Here is a 20,326-nt window from a genome sequence, read left to right as displayed (position 1 = left end):
TATGATATTATCAAAGGCTAAATAATTCCGCTGTGTCTTGTCAGAAATAAGCCAAAGTCAATACTAACCTGCTTGCAAGTGCTTCAAAATCAACTTGTCATAACTTACTTATTGTGTTAATCGTGGATTTCTATAATTTATTCAAGTCTTAAGGTCTTCTTTAGGAGATCAGCCAAAATCTCGGTCTACCCTAAAGATAAAAGGATCTGCAAGAGTTAGCCAAACATAATTTATGACACTACAAAGCTTTGGTGTGATTGGATTAGCCGTAATGGGTGAAAATATAGCTCTTAACGTCGAGCGTAATGGCTTCCCAATTGCAGTTTATAACCGCTCCAGAGAAAAAACCGACGCGTTTATGGCGCAGCGTGCGCCAGGAAGGAACGTCAAAGCCGCCTTTACCCTAGAAGAATTTGTTGCATCATTAGAACGCCCCCGTAAAATCTTGGTGATGGTGCAAGCTGGTAAGCCAGTAGATGCAGTAATTGCCCAACTCAAACCTTTACTAGATGAAGGCGATATCATTATCGATGGTGGTAACTCTTGGTTTGAAGATACAGAACGCCGGACTCAGGAATTAGAACCTGTGGGACTGCGGTTTATTGGTATGGGTGTGAGTGGCGGTGAAGAAGGCGCTTTGAATGGCCCTTCACTTATGCCTGGTGGTACACCCAGCTCCTATGAGTATCTCTCTCCAATTTTAAACAAAATTGCCGCCCAAGTCGATGATGGACCCTGTGTAACCTATATTGGCCCTGGTGGTTCTGGCCACTATGTAAAAATGGTACACAACGGTATTGAGTATGGTGATATGCAGTTAATTGCAGAAGCCTACGACCTGCTGAAAAATGTAGCTGGGTTAAGTGCAAGTCAGTTACATGAGGTGTTCACTGAGTGGAACACCACCGATGAACTCAATTCCTTTTTGATTGAGATCACATCTAATATTTTCCCTTACGTTGACCCGGAAACCAAGAAACCCTTGGTAGATTTAATTGTTGACGCTGCTGGTCAAAAGGGAACTGGACGTTGGACAGTACAAACTGCTTTGGAATTGGGTGTGGCTATTCCTACAATTACCGCCGCAGTTAACGCCCGGATTATGTCTTCTATTAAAGATGAACGGGTAGCAGCATCTCAGAGCCTCACAGGTCCTAGTGCTAAGTTTGATGGGGATGTGAAGGATTTTGTCAATAAGGTGCGTGATGCTCTTTATTGTTCTAAAATCTGTTCTTATGCTCAGGGTATGGCCCTTTTATCTACAGCTTCCCAGACTTATAAATGGGATTTGACTCTGAGTGAAATGGCTCGGATTTGGAAAGGTGGCTGTATTATTCGTGCTGGCTTCTTAAATAAAATCAAGAAGGCTTTTAACGAAAATCCTGCATTGCCTAATCTGTTGTTGGCTCCCGAATTTAAGCAAACTATTCTCGACAGACAAGATGCTTGGCGGGAAGTGATTATGACAGCGGCAAAAGTGGGTATCCCAGTACCTGCTTTTAGTGCATCCTTGGATTATTTCGACAGCTATCGCCGCGATCGCCTACCCCAAAATCTCACCCAAGCACAACGGGACTACTTCGGCGCACATACTTACAAGCGTCTTGACAAAGAAGGAACATTCCACACTGAGTGGGTTCCCATCGCTGAAGCTAAAAAGTAAGTTCTCCTGCCTGAACCAGATTATCTGGTAACATACTTAAAAGTGACTCTGAAATTCAGAGTCACTCTGTTTACAAATATATAAGCGCTTCATCCCATCATTCAGTTCTATTTACGCCTACCTGACAATTACCGCAGTCTTGCTGAGGATTTGATCCGGGTGCTTTTAACTTGTTGACCAAACAGATAGGTCACTGGCGGTTAACCATCAATAATCGTCCGTTCTATGCTATTGATCCGCCCACTACCGCGGTGTTGTATGGGTTTTTCTGGGTCATTAACTTGTGCTTGATATGCAGATGAATCTGAGTAGAACTTTTGCGAACTAGAAGAAAATATTAACATCTCGGATGAGAGATTTGCCTTTACCTGGCAGTTAACAGCTAATACACTGAACACTAAACTTGAAACCAACAGTGAAATCGTAGCTCCCATAACAGATTTTTCTTTTAGGACTCTCTGACTAATACTACTGTTTTTCTGGCAGACTTCCCGGAAACATCCTTAAAAAGTATTCAGCTTTACTGAAAAAAAAACAAGTTCAGGATAAGTCCACATCTTCAGCTATTAACCAATGACCAGCATGATTGAGGAGACCCCAAATAGTTAGGGGTTGCCCATCTATTAACCTTTGTAGTTTTTCCTCTATGGGCGATCGCAAAGTCACAATCTGCCAAGTTTGACCATCATACTCATCTGGTGTGGTGATGGTAAATTGGTAATCCTGCTGATTTCGCCGCTGAAAAATACCTGTAAAACAACTTACTGTGTGTGTTAATACTTGTTTAGTCTCTAAGTAATTAGAATGACTTCCTGAGGCAATAGGGTGATTTCCACTTAATGGATAGGCTTGAGGTTGATTTAAATAATACAATTGCCAATTTACCCATGCAGGATTTTGGGCTGATATATCTAAATTAAATAAAGGTACAATAGCCCCAGGCACTTGCAAGTCTGTTAACAGAGCAATTTGCAGTTGCCTTACAGGTAAATCCCTCGGCTGACAATTCAACTCAACACACATAGCTGCAGCCATTCCCGCGGCTTGACCGATACCCATAACCACAGGTTGTAATCTTGTAGCACCATTGGCAATGTGAGATACAGAAATATTCTTTTCACAAACCAATAAACCATCTGTGATTCTGGGGATCAAGGACCCATAGGGAATAGTAAAGGGTGTACCAGTCCAACGCCCCCCCCAGCATATAGATTTAGGTTGCAGTGGTAAATTGAATCCAGGATAATGATGGTCGTTAGGGTAGTTACCCACAGCAATGCTATCGGCAAACAAAGGTGCGACCCTACCCCCAGACATCGGTAAAATATCCTGTTCTCCCACAGTAGTTACCCCTACCAAGCGGCGACTTTCACGGTAGTAAGGATGTAAGGCAAAAGCACCACAGTTACCCGGAAAAACTGACTCAGCCAAACCATAGCGCCTACCCAAGTTTTTTTGGATGAAATGAGCAAAATTTTGGCTATGCCAGCGACATTCTTGTAAAAATTCTTTTTTAGCTGCTTCTGACTCGATTAATCTTCCTACACCTTCGCCATAGTCATTACCACATATAGGCCAGTTGATCATCAATCGACCACCCGGCAAACGTCCATAATTTAAGAACTTCTCAGCCCCATAATTATCCCAAGCACCGGTAAACAGGGACGGATCATAATTGGGGGGTGGAATAATTTCTGGAGCAATACTTTCACCAAAATCTTGCATCACTACCACCCAAGTAGGGGCTTGCACCGGATACCTTTGTGTGAGATAATTATAATCTGCTGGGGCGCTAATTTCTCCCCACTGAGATTGTAATTCCCAGCCCCAACGGTGAGGTATTTCTCCTAAAGCCAGTAAATCCCCTAGTTCCGTACCGTCAAGAATAATCTTGGCAGTAACTGTGAAATCTGAAAAGCGCACACCAGTTACACAATTCCCCTGGTGCAATACTTCTTTTGGTACCTGTCCAGAAATCCAATGCAGATTCTCTAATTCTTCCACCCAATCAGTAAAAATCTTGGCTCCAATAGCAGGATCATAGCTAAAAAAGCTCACCCAACTGTTATCTAGTCCCCCTGGCTGTCGTTGTCGCAATTCTTGTAAAAATGCGCCCCATAAGCCAGTTTGAAAAGCCATTAATTCATTCCCATCGGGTGCGGATACCCCTGCGGATGTGAGCATTCCCCCTAACCAAGGAAACTCACTGACTAAAATGGTTTTTGCTCCCCTTCTTGCTGCTTGAATCGCCGCTGCTGTTCCCCCAGTTCCGCCACCCACTACCAAAACATCAGCTGTATATGTCTGATGAACCATCACTCCACCTTGGTCAATTTTTCATGATTTTATTTCATTGGGAAAATTTAATTTTAAAAGGGAGGATGACAGTTGATTATTTAAGCTTGTCCTTTCACAGGTGTTCCCATGAGCCACTAAATGTTAAATCTAATAAAGATGAGTGGAAAAAACAAAGGTGAAAGCACAGGTATTTAGAGGTGTAAATCAACTATCATACGAAGAAATCCCAGTCCCAACTCTGGAACCGGATGAGGTGCTGGTACAGGTGAGAGTTGTGGGGTTGTGTCAATCAGATATTAAAAAAATTCGTTATCCTCTGTATGCACCACCGCGGATATTTGGTCATGAAACAGCCGGAACTATTGCCGCAGTCGGTTCTCAGGTACAATCTTGGCAAGTAGGACAACGGGTAGCAGTGATGCACCATATCCCCTGTATGCGTTGCTCCTACTGCCTCAATGATAATTTCTCTATGTGCGATGTCTATAAAAATATCTCTACCACAGCCGGATTTAATCCTAGCGGTGGCGGTTTTGCTGAGTATGTCAAGGTTCCAGGACATATTGTCCAGAATGGGGGGTTAATTCCCATTCCCGATGATATCAGCTTTGAAGAGGCGAGTTTTGTAGAACCGACTAACTGTTGTCTCAAAGCCGTGAAAAAAGCCCAAATTGCTCCGGGACAAACTGTTTTAGTCACAGGTGCAGGACCCATTGGGTTAATGTTTGTCATGTTGGTTAAGTATTTTGGGGCTAAAGCGATCGCCACTGATTTATTACCATCTAGAATTGACAAAGCCTTAAATGTGGGGGCAGAAGCGGCTTTTGATGCGCGTGATCCTGATTTACCTGGGAAAATTCACGCCTTGACTGGGGGGATGGGCGTTGATGTGACTCTGCTAGCGGTTCCCAGTGATAAAGCTTTCTTTCAAGCCTTGGAATGTACCCGCAAAGGTGGTAAAATCCTATTCTTTGCTGAGTTTCCCGATCAAGTAGAAATTCCCATTAACCCGAATATTCTTTACCGCAGGGAAATCGACTTGATGGGTAGTTACAGTTCATCCTATCGGCTTCAGGGTTTATCAGCGGATATTGTGTTTAATCGCCGCATTGATGTCCAAGCCTTGATTAGCGATCGCTATCCATTACAAGATTTATCAGCAGCTGTAGCACAGGCGATCGCACCTACACCAGAAACATACAAAATTTTAATTTATCCGTAATCCGGGCAAACAAGATAACAGTAGAAAGTAATATTTATAGCGCTGCTCGTGATTTGACGATAGTCCCTTGCTATTGATTCATCTGAGAATCGCTGTTTTCTTTCCATCTACCCCCACCCTAAATGTCCACCATTACCTTAATTTTCATCGCCCTACTAGCCTTTTACGTCGCCTGGAATCTCGGCGCTAATGATGTCGCCAACTCCATGGGAACCTCTGTAGGCTCCAAAGCTATCACCCTAAAACAGGCAATAATTATTGCTGGGATTTTAGAGTTTACGGGCGCTGTATTATTTGGGGATCAAGTATCCCAAACCTTAGCCACGAAAATTGCCCACCCGGCTTTATTCGCTGCTACACCAGAAATTTACATAACTGGTATGGTAACAGTTTTAATTACCTGTGGTTTGTGGCTGCAAATTGCTACCTCTGGTGGTCTACCTGTAGCTTCATCTCATGCAGTGGTCGGTGCGATCGCCGGATTTAGTTGGGTAGCTGGGGGAGAAAGTGCAATTAATTGGTCATCCATTGCCTTAGTCAGCATAGGCTGGATTTGCACACCCATTATTAGTAGTACCATTGCGGCTTTATTCTACAGTCAAATTAAGCACTGGATTTTAGAACAACCAAATTCAATAGTACGGCTACAAGAGTGGATTCCCTGGTTAAGTGTAATTCTACTGAGTATATTTGGTCTAATTGTCCTCCCTTCCCTAACCCAACCCCTCACCAATTACTTAAATCAGCACATAGGTTTAAACCTACCGGATTACGACATCCCCTTATTCACAGGTGCACTTGCAGCTGTTGCACTCACAGTCATAAGTTGGCGACACTTAGCAGCACAAAAAGGAATAGAACCCCTATTCACTCGCTTTCAAGTTCTTAGTGCTTGCTTTGTCGCCTTTGCTCATGGTTCTAATGATGTGGGTAATGCCATAGCTCCTTTAGCTACCATCGTCTATATTAATATCACTGGTAGCGTACCTATTAATGGCATCACCATTCCCATCTGGATTTTAATCCTTGGTGCTGCTGGTATTGTCGCCGGTTTAGCTGTATGGGGTCAAAAGGTAATTGCTACCATTGGCGAAAATATAATTTCTTTAGAACCTAGTAGTGGATTTTGCGCCGAACTTGCAACCGCTACCACCATCCTGCTAGGCTCTAGATTAGGTTTACCTGTCTCCACCTCCCATGCTCTTGTTGGTGGTGTGATTGGTATTGGAATGGTACAAAATATCAAATCAATTCAATTTCGCACTTTACAAAGGATTGCGGTTGCATGGGTAATTACAATCCCACTGAGTGCAATCTTAACCGCTGCCATCTTTAGCACAGCCAGAATCATATTCCTATAATATATAGCCTTTTTCAGGCTAATGAAGTACACATCAATTCCCTGTTCCCTGTTCCCTGTTCCCTGAAACTAAACAACTTTGTACCTCACGAGCATGGGAAATGCTATATCTTCTTTATTTATGTTTATGATCTGATATCTATCTAACTTTTCCCTGAGAGTCAGGTTACTACAACACCAAAATCAAAATGTCTTTTTGCACAATAACAGTTAATTTATTAAAATATTTTATAGGGGATAAAATTTATGCGATTTACTAGTCTAATACATATCTAAATGTAACTTGTATGACAAGTTACATTCCGACAGAATTGACATAGAAGCCCAGAACTTTCTTGATACTCTGGTATTAATATACTCACTCATAAGCCCTTGGTCATTACTGTTACTGCTAAAGAAAACAGTATTTATATCAGAGTCGAAAACTGTTAATTTAGATCAGTCTGTGATCAAAAGCAGTTGTGTGATATTGAAGATAACAGAGTATAGTATGGCTGTTATGTAAATAAATTTAGATACTTTGCCAACCTGGCACTCAGCATGACAAAATTACCCTTATGTCAGCAGTTTCTGCGAAAGTGTTCAGTTCATCTGAACAAATCTAGAAACTCAGTATGAGTACCAAGCCAGTTGACAAAAAGAAGCTTTATCTTCCAGGTGTTAGAGGTGAGAAGCTAATGGGGCGATTTGAGAAGCGACCAGACAACCCGCGAGTCAGAGGTGATCTATCCAGAGCAGCAGAGACAGCTTTATGGGCTGTAGTGGAGGACTTAGAACGTCTCCAGCAAAATGTGCTCAGATCGTTACAGGAAGAAATAAAACGGCTTCAGGCGGATAAAACTCGTTTATCTGACGAAATCCAACAGTTATTAGCAGAAAAAGAACACTTACAAAAGGTAAGGCAAATTACTGAACAGCAAGTGTTAATCCGTCAGTTATCAGAAGCCTTAGCAAAACATATATCTTCACAACTACAATTATCACTTGCCAATTTAGCTCGTAAATCAGCAGAAGGTAATGCTCAGGAAGTATCTGCTATTCAGTCAGCAGGGAATAACAATCAGAATATTGAACAAATGCTTGGCGCTTTGAACGATACCCTGATGATTACCTTCAACTCCTTACAACAGGATCTGAAAAATTATCAAAATCATCTTTCCCAACAGCTGTCCCAAGTACAAAACCAACAGCAGCAACAGGGGGAAGTGATTGTAGAGGAGTTGATTAATCACCTACGGTTTGAACTGGTCAACACCATAGAGGAAATTTCCAGAGCAGCGGTAACAGCATCACCGCCTACTATTTTACACCCCACGGAGTCACAGCCACCCCGTTCTTCTCAGACACATTTACAGTCAGAAGTAATCGAGACTAGCAGTACCGAACCAATTTCTACTGGAGATTTGTCTCCAAGCAACAATACTGATCCTTCTACACTAGGGTTATCGTCGAACACAAGACCATCAGCAAATTTTCTACCTGGTCGAGATGTTTCTCAACCCCAAACCCAATCACCACCAGAGGTCAAACAGTCCAGTTTATTACCAACTGGGGAATCTTTAGAACCCCAAACCCAATCCCCACCAGAGGTCAAACAGTCCAGTTTATTACCAGGTAGAAATTTATCTGAACTCCAGACTAAAACCTTTAGTTCTCAATCATCAACTAGCTCAGAAGTGGAACCTCCATCACCACGGTCTGTTAGATCCCGCAGGTCTTCCCAACTCCAGGTGGGTTTCTTGCTAGTTGTGTTGTCAACGGTCGTATCGTCGTTATACAACATAGTCATCAAGTGGATGTTCTTTAAAGCTCAGGACAATTTTGGAGTTCTGGAGATCCAGGGAATTATTTCTCCAACACTGGGAAATGTGTTTTTAATTTTAATGCTACGTCTGCTGGTAGTTGTGCCATTGATGTTACTCTTGGCCCCCATGATGCATCCAGAAGTATGGCAAGATATGCAAACTCTGGTAGGGTCATTGGGTAGTAATCCTACTCCCAATCGTACTGTCAAGAAACAAAGAATTTTACAGATTTCCATCGCCAGTGGTTGTTTTTTGTATGTATCTCAGGTGCTGATCTATCTTTCTATTGGTCAGGTAGCTACTGGAATGGCGATCGCTTTGTTCTTTGTCTACCCCATCATCAGCGGATTTCTCTCATGGTTACTATTCGGCGATCGCCCTCCTGGATTCCGATTTGTGGCTATGGTTGGTATTTTAGGTGGTGAATTAATGGTTTTAGGCGGTTCTAGCACCCTAGGTACGAGTATTTTTAATCTGGGAAGCAGCACAGCAATTTTAGCTGGTTTAGCTTTTGCTTGCTACGTGATTTTGACAAGGATATGCGCTACTAAACTCCATCCAGTGTCTTTTACCTTAGTTAATTTCACCACCATGTTGGTGTTGAGCTTTATCTGTTTGATGCTACCTTTACCAAGGAACTTGAATATTACTGTTGAGCCATCTAATGTACTGGAACTTATTTTGATTGCTTTTATTTTGGGCGTTCTCACTCTAGTAGGTTATGTCTTCAACAATGTTGGTATTCGCAAATTAGGTGCTTTACGTTCAGCCATTATCGGAGCAAGTGTACCAATTTTAACAGTAGTTTTTGCTAGTTTAATACTTCAGGAAACCTTGGCAGTTGTCCAAGTTATCGGAGTACTATTTGTAACTCTTGGCGCAGCAGCTTACAGTTTCGAGAAAATGCTACCCTCTCGTTAGAACTTCTTCTAGTCGGTAAAATTGCACTTGAAGATTTCTGTCCTCAGTATACACTGAGATTCTAACTTGCTAAACTTAACTTGCACAAGAATGTATTGCCACGCCTAAAGTAGCTTTCACAACTCCGTTAGGTTACATACCAATGACGCAACCCAGCCTGTGGTAGTCGTCATTCTTTAATCTAGATTCAGGTGATTTATTCAGTAAATATACTATTTAGAACTGTATTTCATATATGAATATTCTCTCCAGTCCTATTATAGTACTTTCATAGAATCAGAGATTTATTCGCCATGGTGTCAAGCTCCAAGAACCAATAGACCTATAACTGATCACCTTTAGTTAAATATAGGCAAAACATGACAAATAATTGCATACTAACCATTTTCATGGTATAGATATGGCTATTGAAAATAAATTACTTTATATAAAATTAATACAAAAGGAAGCTAAAAAAGAATATCATATTCTAAGAAAATAAAATCCATGTTGAACTGGGAATTAGCTGCTAAATTCTAGGTAGGTAATTTCACCTTTGTTCAACTGCCTATACTCCCAAAAAATGCTGAAAGTTGTAACCTAGCCACAACATCTCGGCAGGGCTGCCAGTTAACCTAATGGCATGAGGTCGAACCTAGGGCTAAATGAGTCCCAACCACGAATGGAAATCTGTAAACAAGCAAACAATGCTGGAAGCTGATTGAATCCATGCAAGAGTTATTGTTCTTAGATATACCCTCTCGATTATTATGTGTGACTCCCGATAACTTGGCAATTCAGCCATAATTAGGTTAAAACTCAAGACACCGGCGGCAATTGGATGTATAATACTTATTACTGTGTGACTGACAAATCTGTAAACTTGCTATTCAAATGTCTGTAATATGAATAACGACATAGATCTGATTAAGCGTCTTAGCCCTAGTGCCATGGATCAGATCATGCTTTATCTTGCTTTTAGTGCCATGCGGACAAGTGGGCATAGGCATGGAGCATTCTTAGATGCAGCAGCAACTGCAGCTAAATGTGCAATCTACATGACCTATCTAGAGCAAGGGCAAAATCTCCGGATGACCGGCCACTTGCATCATCTAGAGCCAAAACGCGTAAAAATCATTGTTGAGGAAGTAAGACAGGCGCTCACAGAAGGGAAATTATTAAAGATGTTGGGTTCTCAAGAACCTCGCTATCTGATTCAGTTACCTTATGTCTGGATGGAAAAGTTTCCCTGGCAGCCAGGAATGTCTCGTGTACCTGGTACAAATTTGACCAGTGAAGAAAAAAGACAAATTGAGCAGAAACTACCGAGTAATCTGCCCGATGCTCAATTGACTACATCTCTTGAGTTTTTGGATCTGATTGAATTTCTACACAGACGGTCTCAAGAGGTATTGCCACCTGAGCATCAAATGCCATTAAGCGAAGCCTTAGCGGAGCATATCAAGCGTCGGCTACTGTACTCCGGTACGGTTACACGGATTGATTCTCCTTGGGGAATGCCCTTTTACGCCCTTACCCGTCCGTTTTATGCGCCAGTAGATGATCAAGAGCGTACATACATCATGGTGGAAGATACAGCCCGGTATTTCCGGATGATGAAAGATTGGTCAGAACGGCGGCCAAATACCATGCGAGCTTTAGAAGAGCTTGATATCCCTGCTGAAAAATGGGATCAGGCTATGCAGGAACTCGATGAAATCATTCGTGCCTGGGGAGATAGATATCACCAAAGCGGTGGGATTCCTATGATTTTGCAGATGGTTTTTGGTAGAAAAGAAGACTGATAGTTGAGGTGTTATAGCATTAACACCTCTTATTATCACAGTCAAATGTAAATATCAATACTATAAGCTCAAGGTAGCGGTTGCTCTTTTGCTGACAAGATGGCAAAGTGATCCGGCTTTTAGGCACCTAGAAGAGGCGATCGCGTCTGGAGGATAACAAATAATTTTAAGTATATCCCTCATGACAATTGTATTGTGGTATTACCTGATTCTCTGCATGAGATAGCAAACCCCATCCCATGGCGGATGGGGCGCTTCATAGACGTAATTTATACAATTTTTCAATAATGTAGAATGGGAGTGACCTCAAAAGAAGGGGTAAATATTGTAGGAGCTCTATTTGGCGATGGAGATGGAGGTGAAAAGCCACTAACACGGTCGCTGGCATCAATACAAGTATCCATTGCCTGCGTAGGTGCAATATCTGTTACACTCCGTAAACCCACCACGCACTGAGCGAAGCGCTCCGGTAACAAACTACGGTCACAGTAATTTAACACGGTTACCTGGACAGCATCTTGAATATTTCTACTGATAGCAACAACACAATTAGATAAATCCTTGGGTCGCCGGGCTTGCTCACAGGAAGAAAGAGCATCTACGGCACTAATTTGAGTTTGCTGATTAATTCTCACCACGCAACCAGACAATTCTCGCGGACGCAGTGCTTTTGCACATCCTCGTGACGCAGATTGTGGAGTTAGTCCCAAATCCAACAGTTGAGCTGTACAGACACGGTAATCATTAGCATTAGAGACAGCCACAGCCATACCAGGAGCGGGGATCATGATCGCCAAACATCCAACTATAGCTAAAACTGGCGTTGTCAAATCCATCCTTTTGCTCTCCAATATTCCCATGGTTAAACTACCTTGGGGGTTACCAGCTTGACTCAATTTTTTTTTCCTCATCGCCTTTCTCCAAACACCCAAGGTTATGCTAACTCAAATTTACGACTAGTATGGAATTGAAATTCCCACCGCTAGAAGCCCGTGGGATTCTTGCTTCATCCAGCCAACTTACTTAGGGGAGTTTCCTCATCTAAACAGAGGTTGTTCTGTCCACAAGCTTGAGATTCCCTGTGCGCCAGGGTAGTGTTTTATCCTACAATGATGTTTAAACTCAGTCAATTTAGACTAACTGATGCACCATTATGTGCTACACATTAATCCCCCGGCTAAAAGCCTGTGAGCTAACTGCTTTTATTTTTGTACCCCAGGAAATTTAGCCCAATTTTCATAACCCGCAGCTAAATCTTGACAAATTCTAGGCTGCTTGGGAAACAACTTCTATGATCTGAGAGGTTCATCCAGTACAGTGCTGCTGACTAATTATCCTAAGTTAACTTATTTGTTACACAATAAAAGCTATAAATGAGATTGATCAGGACACTGTGAATAGTAAGACATCTGATTGACTATTTAGAACCTGATAACCGGCCTGGTATAACCAGAAAAAATTACAACTTATAAGCAAAACTAGAGGTTGAACAGATGAAATTTGGCATTGATATCGGTCATAATTCGCCTCCAGACACAGGTGCTGTGGGGATCAAATCGGAGGATGTTTTAAATACAGATGTGGGGAATAAAGTCATATCCAAGTTACGGGCTTTAGGGCATGAAGTCATACCCTGTAAACCAGATAGGTCTACCTCCGTCACAAACTCACTATTCCAAAGAATTAACACTGCCAATACTAACAGAGTTGACGTTTTTGTCTCAATACATTTTAACGCTTTTAATGGTCGGGCTAATGGTACAGAGGTATTTGCCGCTAGTGATGCTGGGAGAAAAATTGCTCAACCAGTGTTAAATGAAATTGTCAAATTAGGATTCTTTAATCGTGGGGTCAAGAGTGGGTCTCACTTATACGTCCTCAGACATACTAGGATGCCTGCCATTTTGATCGAATGCTGCTTTATCGATTCACCAAGAGATATGAATATCTTTGAATCGGAAGCAACCGCTAATGCGATCGTCAAGGGCTTAACCGGTGAAGTGCCCAGCACTCCTGTTAATGCTGTGCCAGATGAAGAGTTGAATACCGATACTACAGTTATTAGACTGCAAAGAGCCTTAAATCAATTACAAATCACCGACAGTAATGGTAGGCGCTTGGTTGAAGATAATGTCATCGGACCGGCTACAAGATCGGCAACAGTCAATTTTCAGAATATTATGGGACTACCACCCACTGGAATTGCAGACACAAATACCTGGAATGGGATTAATCTGATTTTAGCTAGACGAATAATCAGACCCAACCACGCTGGCGGTGAAGTTGTGAGATACATACAACACCGTGTAGGTGCTGGTGTGGATGGTGTCTATGGACCCCAGACAGGAAGAGCTATTAGGACATATCAAAGACAAAATGGTTTACTTGCCGATGGTATTGTTGGACCAATGACCTGGCAGAAATTAATTGGTTAGCTTCACTAGCGCGACCAGCATACAATCAGTGGGGGCTTCCTCCACTGGGGGCGAATAAAATCATTGATGTCACCAGTTAAAGCCTTTGTGTGTGTCTCATGAAGTACACACCAATTTATTCGGTGTGTTCCCTAAAACTAAAAAACTTTGTACCTTACGAGCATGGGAAATGCTATATCAAATAGCTGTTGCCATCAGCTTGAGTACTGTTAAATGAAAACTGTACCGATGTCCAGCTTGCAAATAGCGCTCTTGCAAAGGTCGCCATTCCTGCCACAATTGATAACGATTATTTTTTAACAGACTAGCAAGGGTCGGCACTTGGGCATCAATTTCTGACTGCAATACATCCTCGAGCCACTCACCCATCACAACGCTATCTTGGATCTTGCCTAATATGTCTTGGATAGTTTTGACTTCGGCAACATAAGCCGAGTATGACTCACCATATAAATCACTAAATAACTCCATTTGGTAACGCAGGCGTTTGGCTTGCTTGCGTAAATTGTGAATGCTTGCGCCTTGAGTTGTCAATTCCTTTTCTATGTTTTCTGCAGGCCAGTTTGTGCAAACTTTTATATCCCCATCTGTCATATCAGTCCCCACTAACCACCCCGGATGTAGCAAAAAACTACTCACTTCAGGTAAGAGTAAATCCGGTAACACTTCTTCAATGGGTAGAGATGCTAAAGGCTGATAAATGGGTTGATCTAACCAAAGTAGTAATCCTTGTTTGAGAGAGTTATAAGCTTCCCCTTGTAATGTTTTGCGGGTCTGGGATAATGCTTTTTGGCGTTGTTTACCTAAAATATTTAAAGCTGTGTCCAGTACTTTTTGTTCTTCAGCAGGTAAATGTGGTTGGTAAAGGTTTTCTAAAGTTTCCTTAAGTACATCTATGTCTCTTAGCTTGCCTAAGATTGCGGCAATATTACTGATTTTTTTATCCCGGGATGACCTCGGTAAATTCAGTACTAAATCAAACCTGCTGATTGCAGTACGTAGGCGACGCATCCCGACTCGCATTTGATGCAATGCTTCTGGATGTTCATCTTTCTTGACGGATTTCTCCCATTTCAAGGTTTTTTTTAGGTGTTGTTGAACCGCTCGGTAAGCATATTCCTTGAGACTGTTGGATGTAGGTTTTATTGCTAATATCATAATCTCAAATTAAGTACTGAGTTAAATGATTGTATATTAACATTAGTTAAAAAAATGTATTCGTATATGCCCCTGATGCAGAGTACCGAATATTACTGTTCCCACTAGATAGATAGTTTCTATCACTGTTATTAAATGAAAAAGTTATCTTTTGTTTAAGGAAAAATTAAATCAATTAAATAGTTCCGCTCGCCTGGTATCAAGCAGTTGTAGCCATAGATTTATAGAGTTGTTACGCTAACTGATAAATACCCTTGCTGTTCAAGAATATTGATGTAAAACATAAATAAAGTGTATAACACCTCATAGCAAAAATGCTATACTGTGATAAGTAGATGCACCCTGATGATCTGGAGAGCTGCCCATGTAGCTCTCCTTGTTTCATGCTCGGCGAATATCTGGCAGTTGTGAAGAATTGGTATAATCAACGCCAGTTAAACAGCTAAGAGTGGTGCAAAGAAAAAAATGACAGATTGGCAAGAAATTACTGGCGGTGTTACGGCTCCAAGAGGTTATCAAGCAGCGGGAATCACTGCGGGACTTAAGCCTTCGGGATTACCAGATTTAGCTTTGATCTGGTCAGATGTGGAGGCGATCGCAGCTGGTGTATTCACCACTAGCCAAGTTAAAGCCGCCTGTGTAGACTATTGTCGCCAACGCCTACAAGCCAAACATAGCGCCCGTGCAATCCTCTGCAATGCTGGTCAAGCCAATGCTTCCACAGGTATGCAAGGTATACATGATGCTGTAGAAAGTGCCGAGATATTAGCGCGGGAGTTAAATATCTCCCCGGAATCGATTTTGCTAGCTTCTACAGGGGTTATTGGTCAACGCATGAAAATGGATGCTTTGCGCAGTGGTATTCCTCAGGTAGTAGCAGCACTCTCCCCAACAGGTTCAGATGCAGCAGCCAAAGCAATTGTCACTACAGACTTGGTAACAAAGTCCATTGCTCTAGAAACAATTATAGGCGATCGCCCAGTGCGAATTGGTGGTATTGCCAAAGGTTCCGGGATGATTCATCCCAATATGGCTACTATGTTAGCATTTGTAACCTGTGATGCAGCGGTTTCATCTCATCTGTGGCAACAAATGTTAAGTAGGGCGGCGGATCAAAGCTTTAATGCCATTACCGTAGATGGTGATACTAGCACTAACGATAGTCTAATTGCTTTGGCTAATGGTCAATCTCGCACACCAGCAATTACCGAAATGAGTCCAGAAGCCGAAAAATTAGAGGCCATGTTAACAGCAGTGTGTCAGCATTTAGCAAAAGCGATCGCCCGTGACGGTGAAGGCGCAACCTGCTTAATTGAAGTCCAAGTTACAGGTGCTCATGATCAAGTTTGTGCGCGTCAAATTGCTAAAACCATTGCAGGTTCATCCTTAGTTAAATCTGCCATCTTTGGACGTGATCCCAACTGGGGACGTATCGCCGCCGCTGCTGGACGTGCTGGCGTCCCCTTTGAACAAGAGAAATTACAAATTAAATTAGGCGATTTCCTGTTATTAGAAAATGGTCAACCAGTATCATTTGATCGTGCAGCAGCCAGTACATATTTAAAACAAACTGCCGCTGATTCTTCTGTCTATCATAACCACCGCCCAGAACAAAGAATAGATCATCCCGTGATTATTGCAGTTAAGGTTGGTAATGGTCATGGTGATGGTAAAGCTTGGGGGTGTGATTTGAGTTATGACTATGTAAAAATTAACGCCGAGTACACCACTTGAGTTAACGCTGAAAAACTCCCCAGTCCGCTAATTACTCGGTGTAAAGCCTAGCTCTTGCATCGAGATTTCCCCCATTTATCACCGCGACACTGATGATTTTTTACTCATTCATGTTGCGATATGTAGCCACAGCCGAAGGTGATATACGGTTTAAATAACGGAAAATCCAGTATTTAAAGATGGTATCCAAAATCACCGGGAATGTAGCAATAAATAGGAAAATAAAATCTCGGTTAGCTGGTAAGCCCCAATGACGTGATGCACCCTCTAAAATTATTTCCCAGCCGTGGGGAGAGTGGAAACCGACAAATACATCAGTAAATAAAATAATAATAAATGCCTTAGCACTATCACTTAAACCATAGACAATATGATCAATAAAATCTTTTAACACCATAATAGCTGGCTTGCTAATCAGTAGCAAATAAATAAACGCACCAACTGATAAAATATCCGCAAAAACATTTTTAATGGCGTTAGCACTTTCGCGACGAAATTGTTCGGCAATTTCATGGGCTTTCTCCTCCATCTGCATTTCCATCTCTGTAGGAGATAGTCGAGGAGCGCCACTAATCAAATTTTTAAACCTGATTTTATCTTCAAATTTTTGCAGTTCTATCAATGCTTCTTCTTCCATTTCCAAGTTAAGAAACATTGGTACTGCTTCCTCTCCTCTAAAATGGTTAATCACCGGACCTACCACTAATACCTTTGATATTTGATGGGTTAATAGAGGGACTATAATTAATAGTAAAATAAATCTAATGGCTATTATACTTCTTCTTTGATTCTGACGGAAGTTTTTGACAACATCTTCTTCAGCATTGGGATCTAACTCAACTTGCAGACGGCTGATGGTACCTAAAAGCGACCGGGGTAATATTCCCATTGTGTCAGATTTACCCCGCTTTTTTTGATTTTGTTCTTGATTTTGACCTGGTAATTTTGGTGGTGATGCTTGAGATGTAGGCGGAGCAACTTTAACTATTTGAGGCGGATTTACTAACTCCCGGGAATTGACCTCATAATCCCAGTTATTATATTTAGATATAACTTGATCAATAAAATTTAATTTTTCTAAAATTGCCGCAGCACTGGGATATTCTATACCTGTTTTATCCGCCGCCCTGTGATGAGATTCATTAGAAAACCAACGACTGGAGCGAAACTCCGTCAGTCGCATCCGCACAATTTTTAATTGTTGCTTTAAAACTGACTCGAAATAATCCATCACACTGTTACTGTAGATGGCTGAATTTATCTCTATTTTGTTTCCCTCAAAATGGTCATTTTCTAGGGATTTAATCTGTAATGCTGCCTTATAAGCTGCATCCAGTGAACGCTCCGGGGTGAGTAAGTACCATCTGTAAGCAGATAGTAAAAAAGGGTAAACTTTATGGGTAAAAATTTGGATTTTCATCGTCGGTAAGAGGCTGTTTCTAGGTGATTATGAAGTGGTTAAAGAAGATTTTACCAGTGGTTTTAACAGCAAAGGAACCATGACTGTATAAAAACTAGCTTTCCTCATTTCTGGTAACATTTCCTAATCCCTGATCAGGCGACGGTCTTGATTCCACTATGCTCAGGTACATTCAACAATCGAAGTGCATAGGACAATTGACTATCAATCATAGCAGCCCAAAACTGCCAACTGCAATTTTTATTAGGGATAAAAATAAGTATAATTTTATCCAAAAAAAACATTTCGATTCCCTAAGAGCAACATTTGACCAGACCAAGAGAATACAATGAGCAATTGAGGACTTATTGCCAAATGTAATACAGTCTGAGATATCATCCCATTTATAGGTCACAAGGGTGAGCGATCGCATCACTGCTATAATTCAGTTACTGCAAAACCCCTCAATAACATTTCTATAGCGGTAGACTATTTACCGGATGATGAGGTGAGAGCTAATGTCAGATTCCATAAAAGATCAACCACCACGCCAGTCTATCTGCAATGATTGTACTTTTCATGCCTTGATAGCAGAAAGAATCGAATGTATTCATCCCGATGAATTAGAGGTAAATTGTTCTACAGTAATTTTCTGCGATTCTTTCCAAAGCACAGTATTTGTTGACAGTCCCTGCGTGTCTTTCGGTGATAATCAAGATTGACCCTGCTTGTAACTTGATACTAATCAACCAAATAACTAATTTAGCGTACTTGACAACACAGACCAATAATACAACGGCGAGCTAGCCCCTAAATTCTATTTATGGGGGCTAGCCGTTGGCGATTTTAATCGCTGTTAAGTTTCTTTTTGATTTTGAATGTACATTTTAACTGTCTCTAGTGGTGCACCCCCGACAGTGGAAACAAAATAAGAATTAGTCCATAAAGTAGGTAATCTACGTTTCAATTGGTGGAAATTCTAATCGTAAATACCTAGAAGTTGCACCCTTAAATCTTTTTACAACTCGATGTATTCCTTGAGGGTCAACTTCTACCAATAAATGTACATGGTCTGGCATGATTTCCATCTCTATAATTTCAATGTTAATTTCAATCGCTATTTGAGCAAGTAACTCTTTTAATCGAGAAGCGATTGCGTTCACGAGAACTGGTCTTCTATATTTAGGGCAAAAAATAACATGATATTTACACGAATAAACAACATTGTTGTTTGATTTGAATTTTTGCATGGAACCCTGTTGACTTATGCAGCTACAGGCTATAATTATTTCAAGCAAAGATAAATATCAAGGAGGTGATTTAAGAGTGTTGGTAATGGAGTACAAAGCAGTTGTCAAAAAAGCGCAGTCAAAAGCCATAGATGAAGCTGTTCGCACGAGTCAGTTTGTTAGAAACAAGGTGCTTAGATACTGGATAGATAATCGCGGTATTGGCAAAAAAGAATTGTACAAATACAACACTCAATTACGAGCAGAATATGAATTTGTGAGAGATTTGAGCAGTCACGCTTGTCAAGCGTCTGTTGAGAATGTAGAACGTGCTATCAATAGATTTTTCGCTAACTGCAAGGCTAAAAAACCCGGAAACAAAGGGTATCCAAGATTTAAAAAGCATAGTCGCTCTGTTGAATATAAACAACAATCTTGGAAGCTTCACCCCACAAAACGTCGTATTACCTTTACTGATAAAAAAGGCATTGGTGAACTCAAATTGTTGGGTAAGTGGGATATCCACACTTATCCTGTAGAGCTAATTAAGAGAGTTAGGATTGTTCGCCGTGCGGATGGATATTATGTTCAGTTCTGTGTGAAAGCAGATAATAAACAGGAAGCTCCATTAACTACATCTGAAATTGGTATCGATGTAGGGTTAGAGTATTTCTACTCTGATAGCAATGGCAATCATCAAGAAAACCCTAGATATTTACGTAAAGCTGAAAAAGATATCAAGCGAGTTCAGCGCAGTATTTACAAGAAAAAGAAAGGGTCATCTGGTAGAAAGAAAGCCAGTGGTGTTTATGCTCGCAAACATTTAAAAGTAACTCGACAAAGGAATGAACACGCCAAACGATTGGCGCGTAACTTATGCCTAGCTAACGCTAAGGTGGTCTTGGAAGATTTAAATGTTAGTGGGTTGGTGAGAAACCACAAGCTTGCTAAGAGTATTTCTGATGCGTCTTGGTACAACTTTCGCCAGTGGCTCGAATACTTTGGAGAGAAATTTGGACGGGAAATAATCGCTGTTCTGCCTCATTTCACTAGCCAAGAATGCAGTAATTGTGGTGCAATAGTTTACAAATCACTTAGCACTAGAACTCATTCTTGCTTGCATTGTGGTCACATAGAACAACGTGATGTGAATGCAGCCAAAGTAATTTTAAGTCGTGCAAACGCTAGGGGTGGGCAACCCCAAAGTAACGCCAGTCGAGATGTTCCCTCTACTTCTGTTGGTCGTAAGACCTCCAAAAGCAAGGAACGTCAGTGACGCACCGAATCCCCTGCCTTCAGGCATGGAGAGTGTCAAAAT

At 41.4% G+C, this 20,326-nt stretch carries 14 protein-coding genes and 1 pseudogene; 9 read left to right on the top strand and 6 right to left on the bottom strand.

What is annotated here, in order from left to right; translation table 11 throughout:
- Positions 1–232 precede the first annotated feature (232 nt).
- Positions 233–1,663, top strand: a complete 1,431-nt coding sequence (gndA, locus tag IM676_RS14185; RefSeq protein WP_200987492.1) for an NADP-dependent phosphogluconate dehydrogenase — start codon at positions 233–235, stop codon at positions 1,661–1,663.
- 200 nt (positions 1,664–1,863) lie between these two features.
- Here the strand turns inward: gndA and patX are convergent, their stop codons facing one another.
- The gene (gene patX / locus IM676_RS20235; protein ID WP_200987491.1) at positions 1,864–2,097 is read right to left on the bottom strand and encodes a heterocyst-inhibiting protein PatX; all 234 of its coding nucleotides are present in this window, start codon (positions 2,095–2,097) and stop codon (positions 1,864–1,866) included.
- Between the two features lie 106 nt (positions 2,098–2,203).
- Entirely contained in the window at positions 2,204–3,979 is a 1,776-nt protein-coding gene (locus IM676_RS14175; RefSeq protein ID WP_200987490.1) for an FAD-dependent oxidoreductase, read from the bottom strand.
- Between the two features lie 157 nt (positions 3,980–4,136).
- Here IM676_RS14175 and IM676_RS14170 point away from each other — a divergent pair, with 157 nt between their 5' ends.
- From IM676_RS14170 to hetR, 4 genes are all read left to right on the top strand, one after another.
- The gene (locus IM676_RS14170; RefSeq protein WP_200990221.1) at positions 4,137–5,183 is read left to right on the top strand and encodes a zinc-dependent dehydrogenase; all 1,047 of its coding nucleotides are present in this window, start codon (positions 4,137–4,139) and stop codon (positions 5,181–5,183) included.
- A 122-nt stretch (positions 5,184–5,305) separates the two neighbouring features.
- Positions 5,306–6,544 (top strand): inorganic phosphate transporter, encoded by a 1,239-nt coding sequence (locus IM676_RS14165; RefSeq protein ID WP_200987489.1) that lies wholly within the window; start codon positions 5,306–5,308, stop codon positions 6,542–6,544.
- A 613-nt stretch (positions 6,545–7,157) separates the two neighbouring features.
- The gene (locus IM676_RS14160) at positions 7,158–9,269 is read left to right on the top strand and encodes an EamA family transporter (protein ID WP_318780252.1); all 2,112 of its coding nucleotides are present in this window, start codon (positions 7,158–7,160) and stop codon (positions 9,267–9,269) included.
- 884 nt (positions 9,270–10,153) lie between these two features.
- Positions 10,154–11,053, top strand: a complete 900-nt coding sequence (hetR, locus tag IM676_RS14155; protein ID WP_200987488.1) for a heterocyst differentiation master regulator HetR — start codon at positions 10,154–10,156, stop codon at positions 11,051–11,053.
- Positions 11,054–11,334: 281 nt separating this feature from the next.
- Here the strand turns inward: hetR and IM676_RS14150 are convergent, their stop codons facing one another.
- A complete protein-coding gene (locus IM676_RS14150) occupies positions 11,335–11,964 on the bottom strand; it encodes a hypothetical protein (protein ID WP_200987487.1) in 630 nt (209 codons plus the stop codon).
- A 582-nt stretch (positions 11,965–12,546) separates the two neighbouring features.
- Between IM676_RS14150 and IM676_RS14145 the strand changes: the two genes are divergently transcribed.
- The gene (locus tag IM676_RS14145) at positions 12,547–13,488 is read left to right on the top strand and encodes an N-acetylmuramoyl-L-alanine amidase (protein ID WP_200987486.1); all 942 of its coding nucleotides are present in this window, start codon (positions 12,547–12,549) and stop codon (positions 13,486–13,488) included.
- A 177-nt stretch (positions 13,489–13,665) separates the two neighbouring features.
- Here IM676_RS14145 and IM676_RS14140 read toward each other — a convergent pair whose 3' ends face one another.
- Positions 13,666–14,646, bottom strand: coding sequence for a CHAD domain-containing protein (locus IM676_RS14140; RefSeq protein ID WP_200987485.1), 981 nt, complete (start codon positions 14,644–14,646; stop codon positions 13,666–13,668).
- 465 nt (positions 14,647–15,111) lie between these two features.
- Between IM676_RS14140 and argJ the strand changes: the two genes are divergently transcribed.
- A complete protein-coding gene (gene argJ, locus IM676_RS14135; protein ID WP_200987484.1) occupies positions 15,112–16,380 on the top strand; it encodes a bifunctional ornithine acetyltransferase/N-acetylglutamate synthase in 1,269 nt (422 codons plus the stop codon).
- Positions 16,381–16,480: 100 nt separating this feature from the next.
- Here the strand turns inward: argJ and IM676_RS14130 are convergent, their stop codons facing one another.
- Positions 16,481–17,800 carry a proton extrusion protein PcxA gene (locus IM676_RS14130; RefSeq protein WP_200987483.1) on the bottom strand — a complete coding sequence of 440 codons (1,320 nt, stop codon included), beginning with the start codon at positions 17,798–17,800 and terminating at the stop codon, positions 16,481–16,483.
- Between the two features lie 497 nt (positions 17,801–18,297).
- On the opposite strand from IM676_RS14130, the gene IM676_RS14125 reads away from it, so the two are divergent.
- Positions 18,298–18,501 (top strand): hypothetical protein, encoded by a 204-nt coding sequence (locus IM676_RS14125; RefSeq protein ID WP_200987482.1) that lies wholly within the window; start codon positions 18,298–18,300, stop codon positions 18,499–18,501.
- Between the two features lie 134 nt (positions 18,502–18,635).
- On the opposite strand, the pseudogene tnpA reads toward IM676_RS14125, so the two are convergent.
- A pseudogene (tnpA, locus tag IM676_RS14120) lies at positions 18,636–19,029 on the bottom strand (IS200/IS605 family transposase).
- A gap of 76 nt (positions 19,030–19,105) precedes the next feature.
- Here tnpA and IM676_RS14115 point away from each other — a divergent pair.
- The gene (locus tag IM676_RS14115) at positions 19,106–20,284 is read left to right on the top strand and encodes an RNA-guided endonuclease InsQ/TnpB family protein (RefSeq protein WP_200990219.1); all 1,179 of its coding nucleotides are present in this window, start codon (positions 19,106–19,108) and stop codon (positions 20,282–20,284) included.
- Positions 20,285–20,326 lie beyond the last annotated feature (42 nt).

The organism is Anabaenopsis elenkinii CCIBt3563, from assembly GCF_015245355.1.
Classification (GTDB): domain Bacteria; phylum Cyanobacteriota; class Cyanobacteriia; order Cyanobacteriales; family Nostocaceae; genus Anabaenopsis; species Anabaenopsis elenkinii.
The sequence above is the reverse complement of the archived record's forward strand: the minus strand, read 5'-3'. Positions and strand labels throughout refer to the sequence as shown.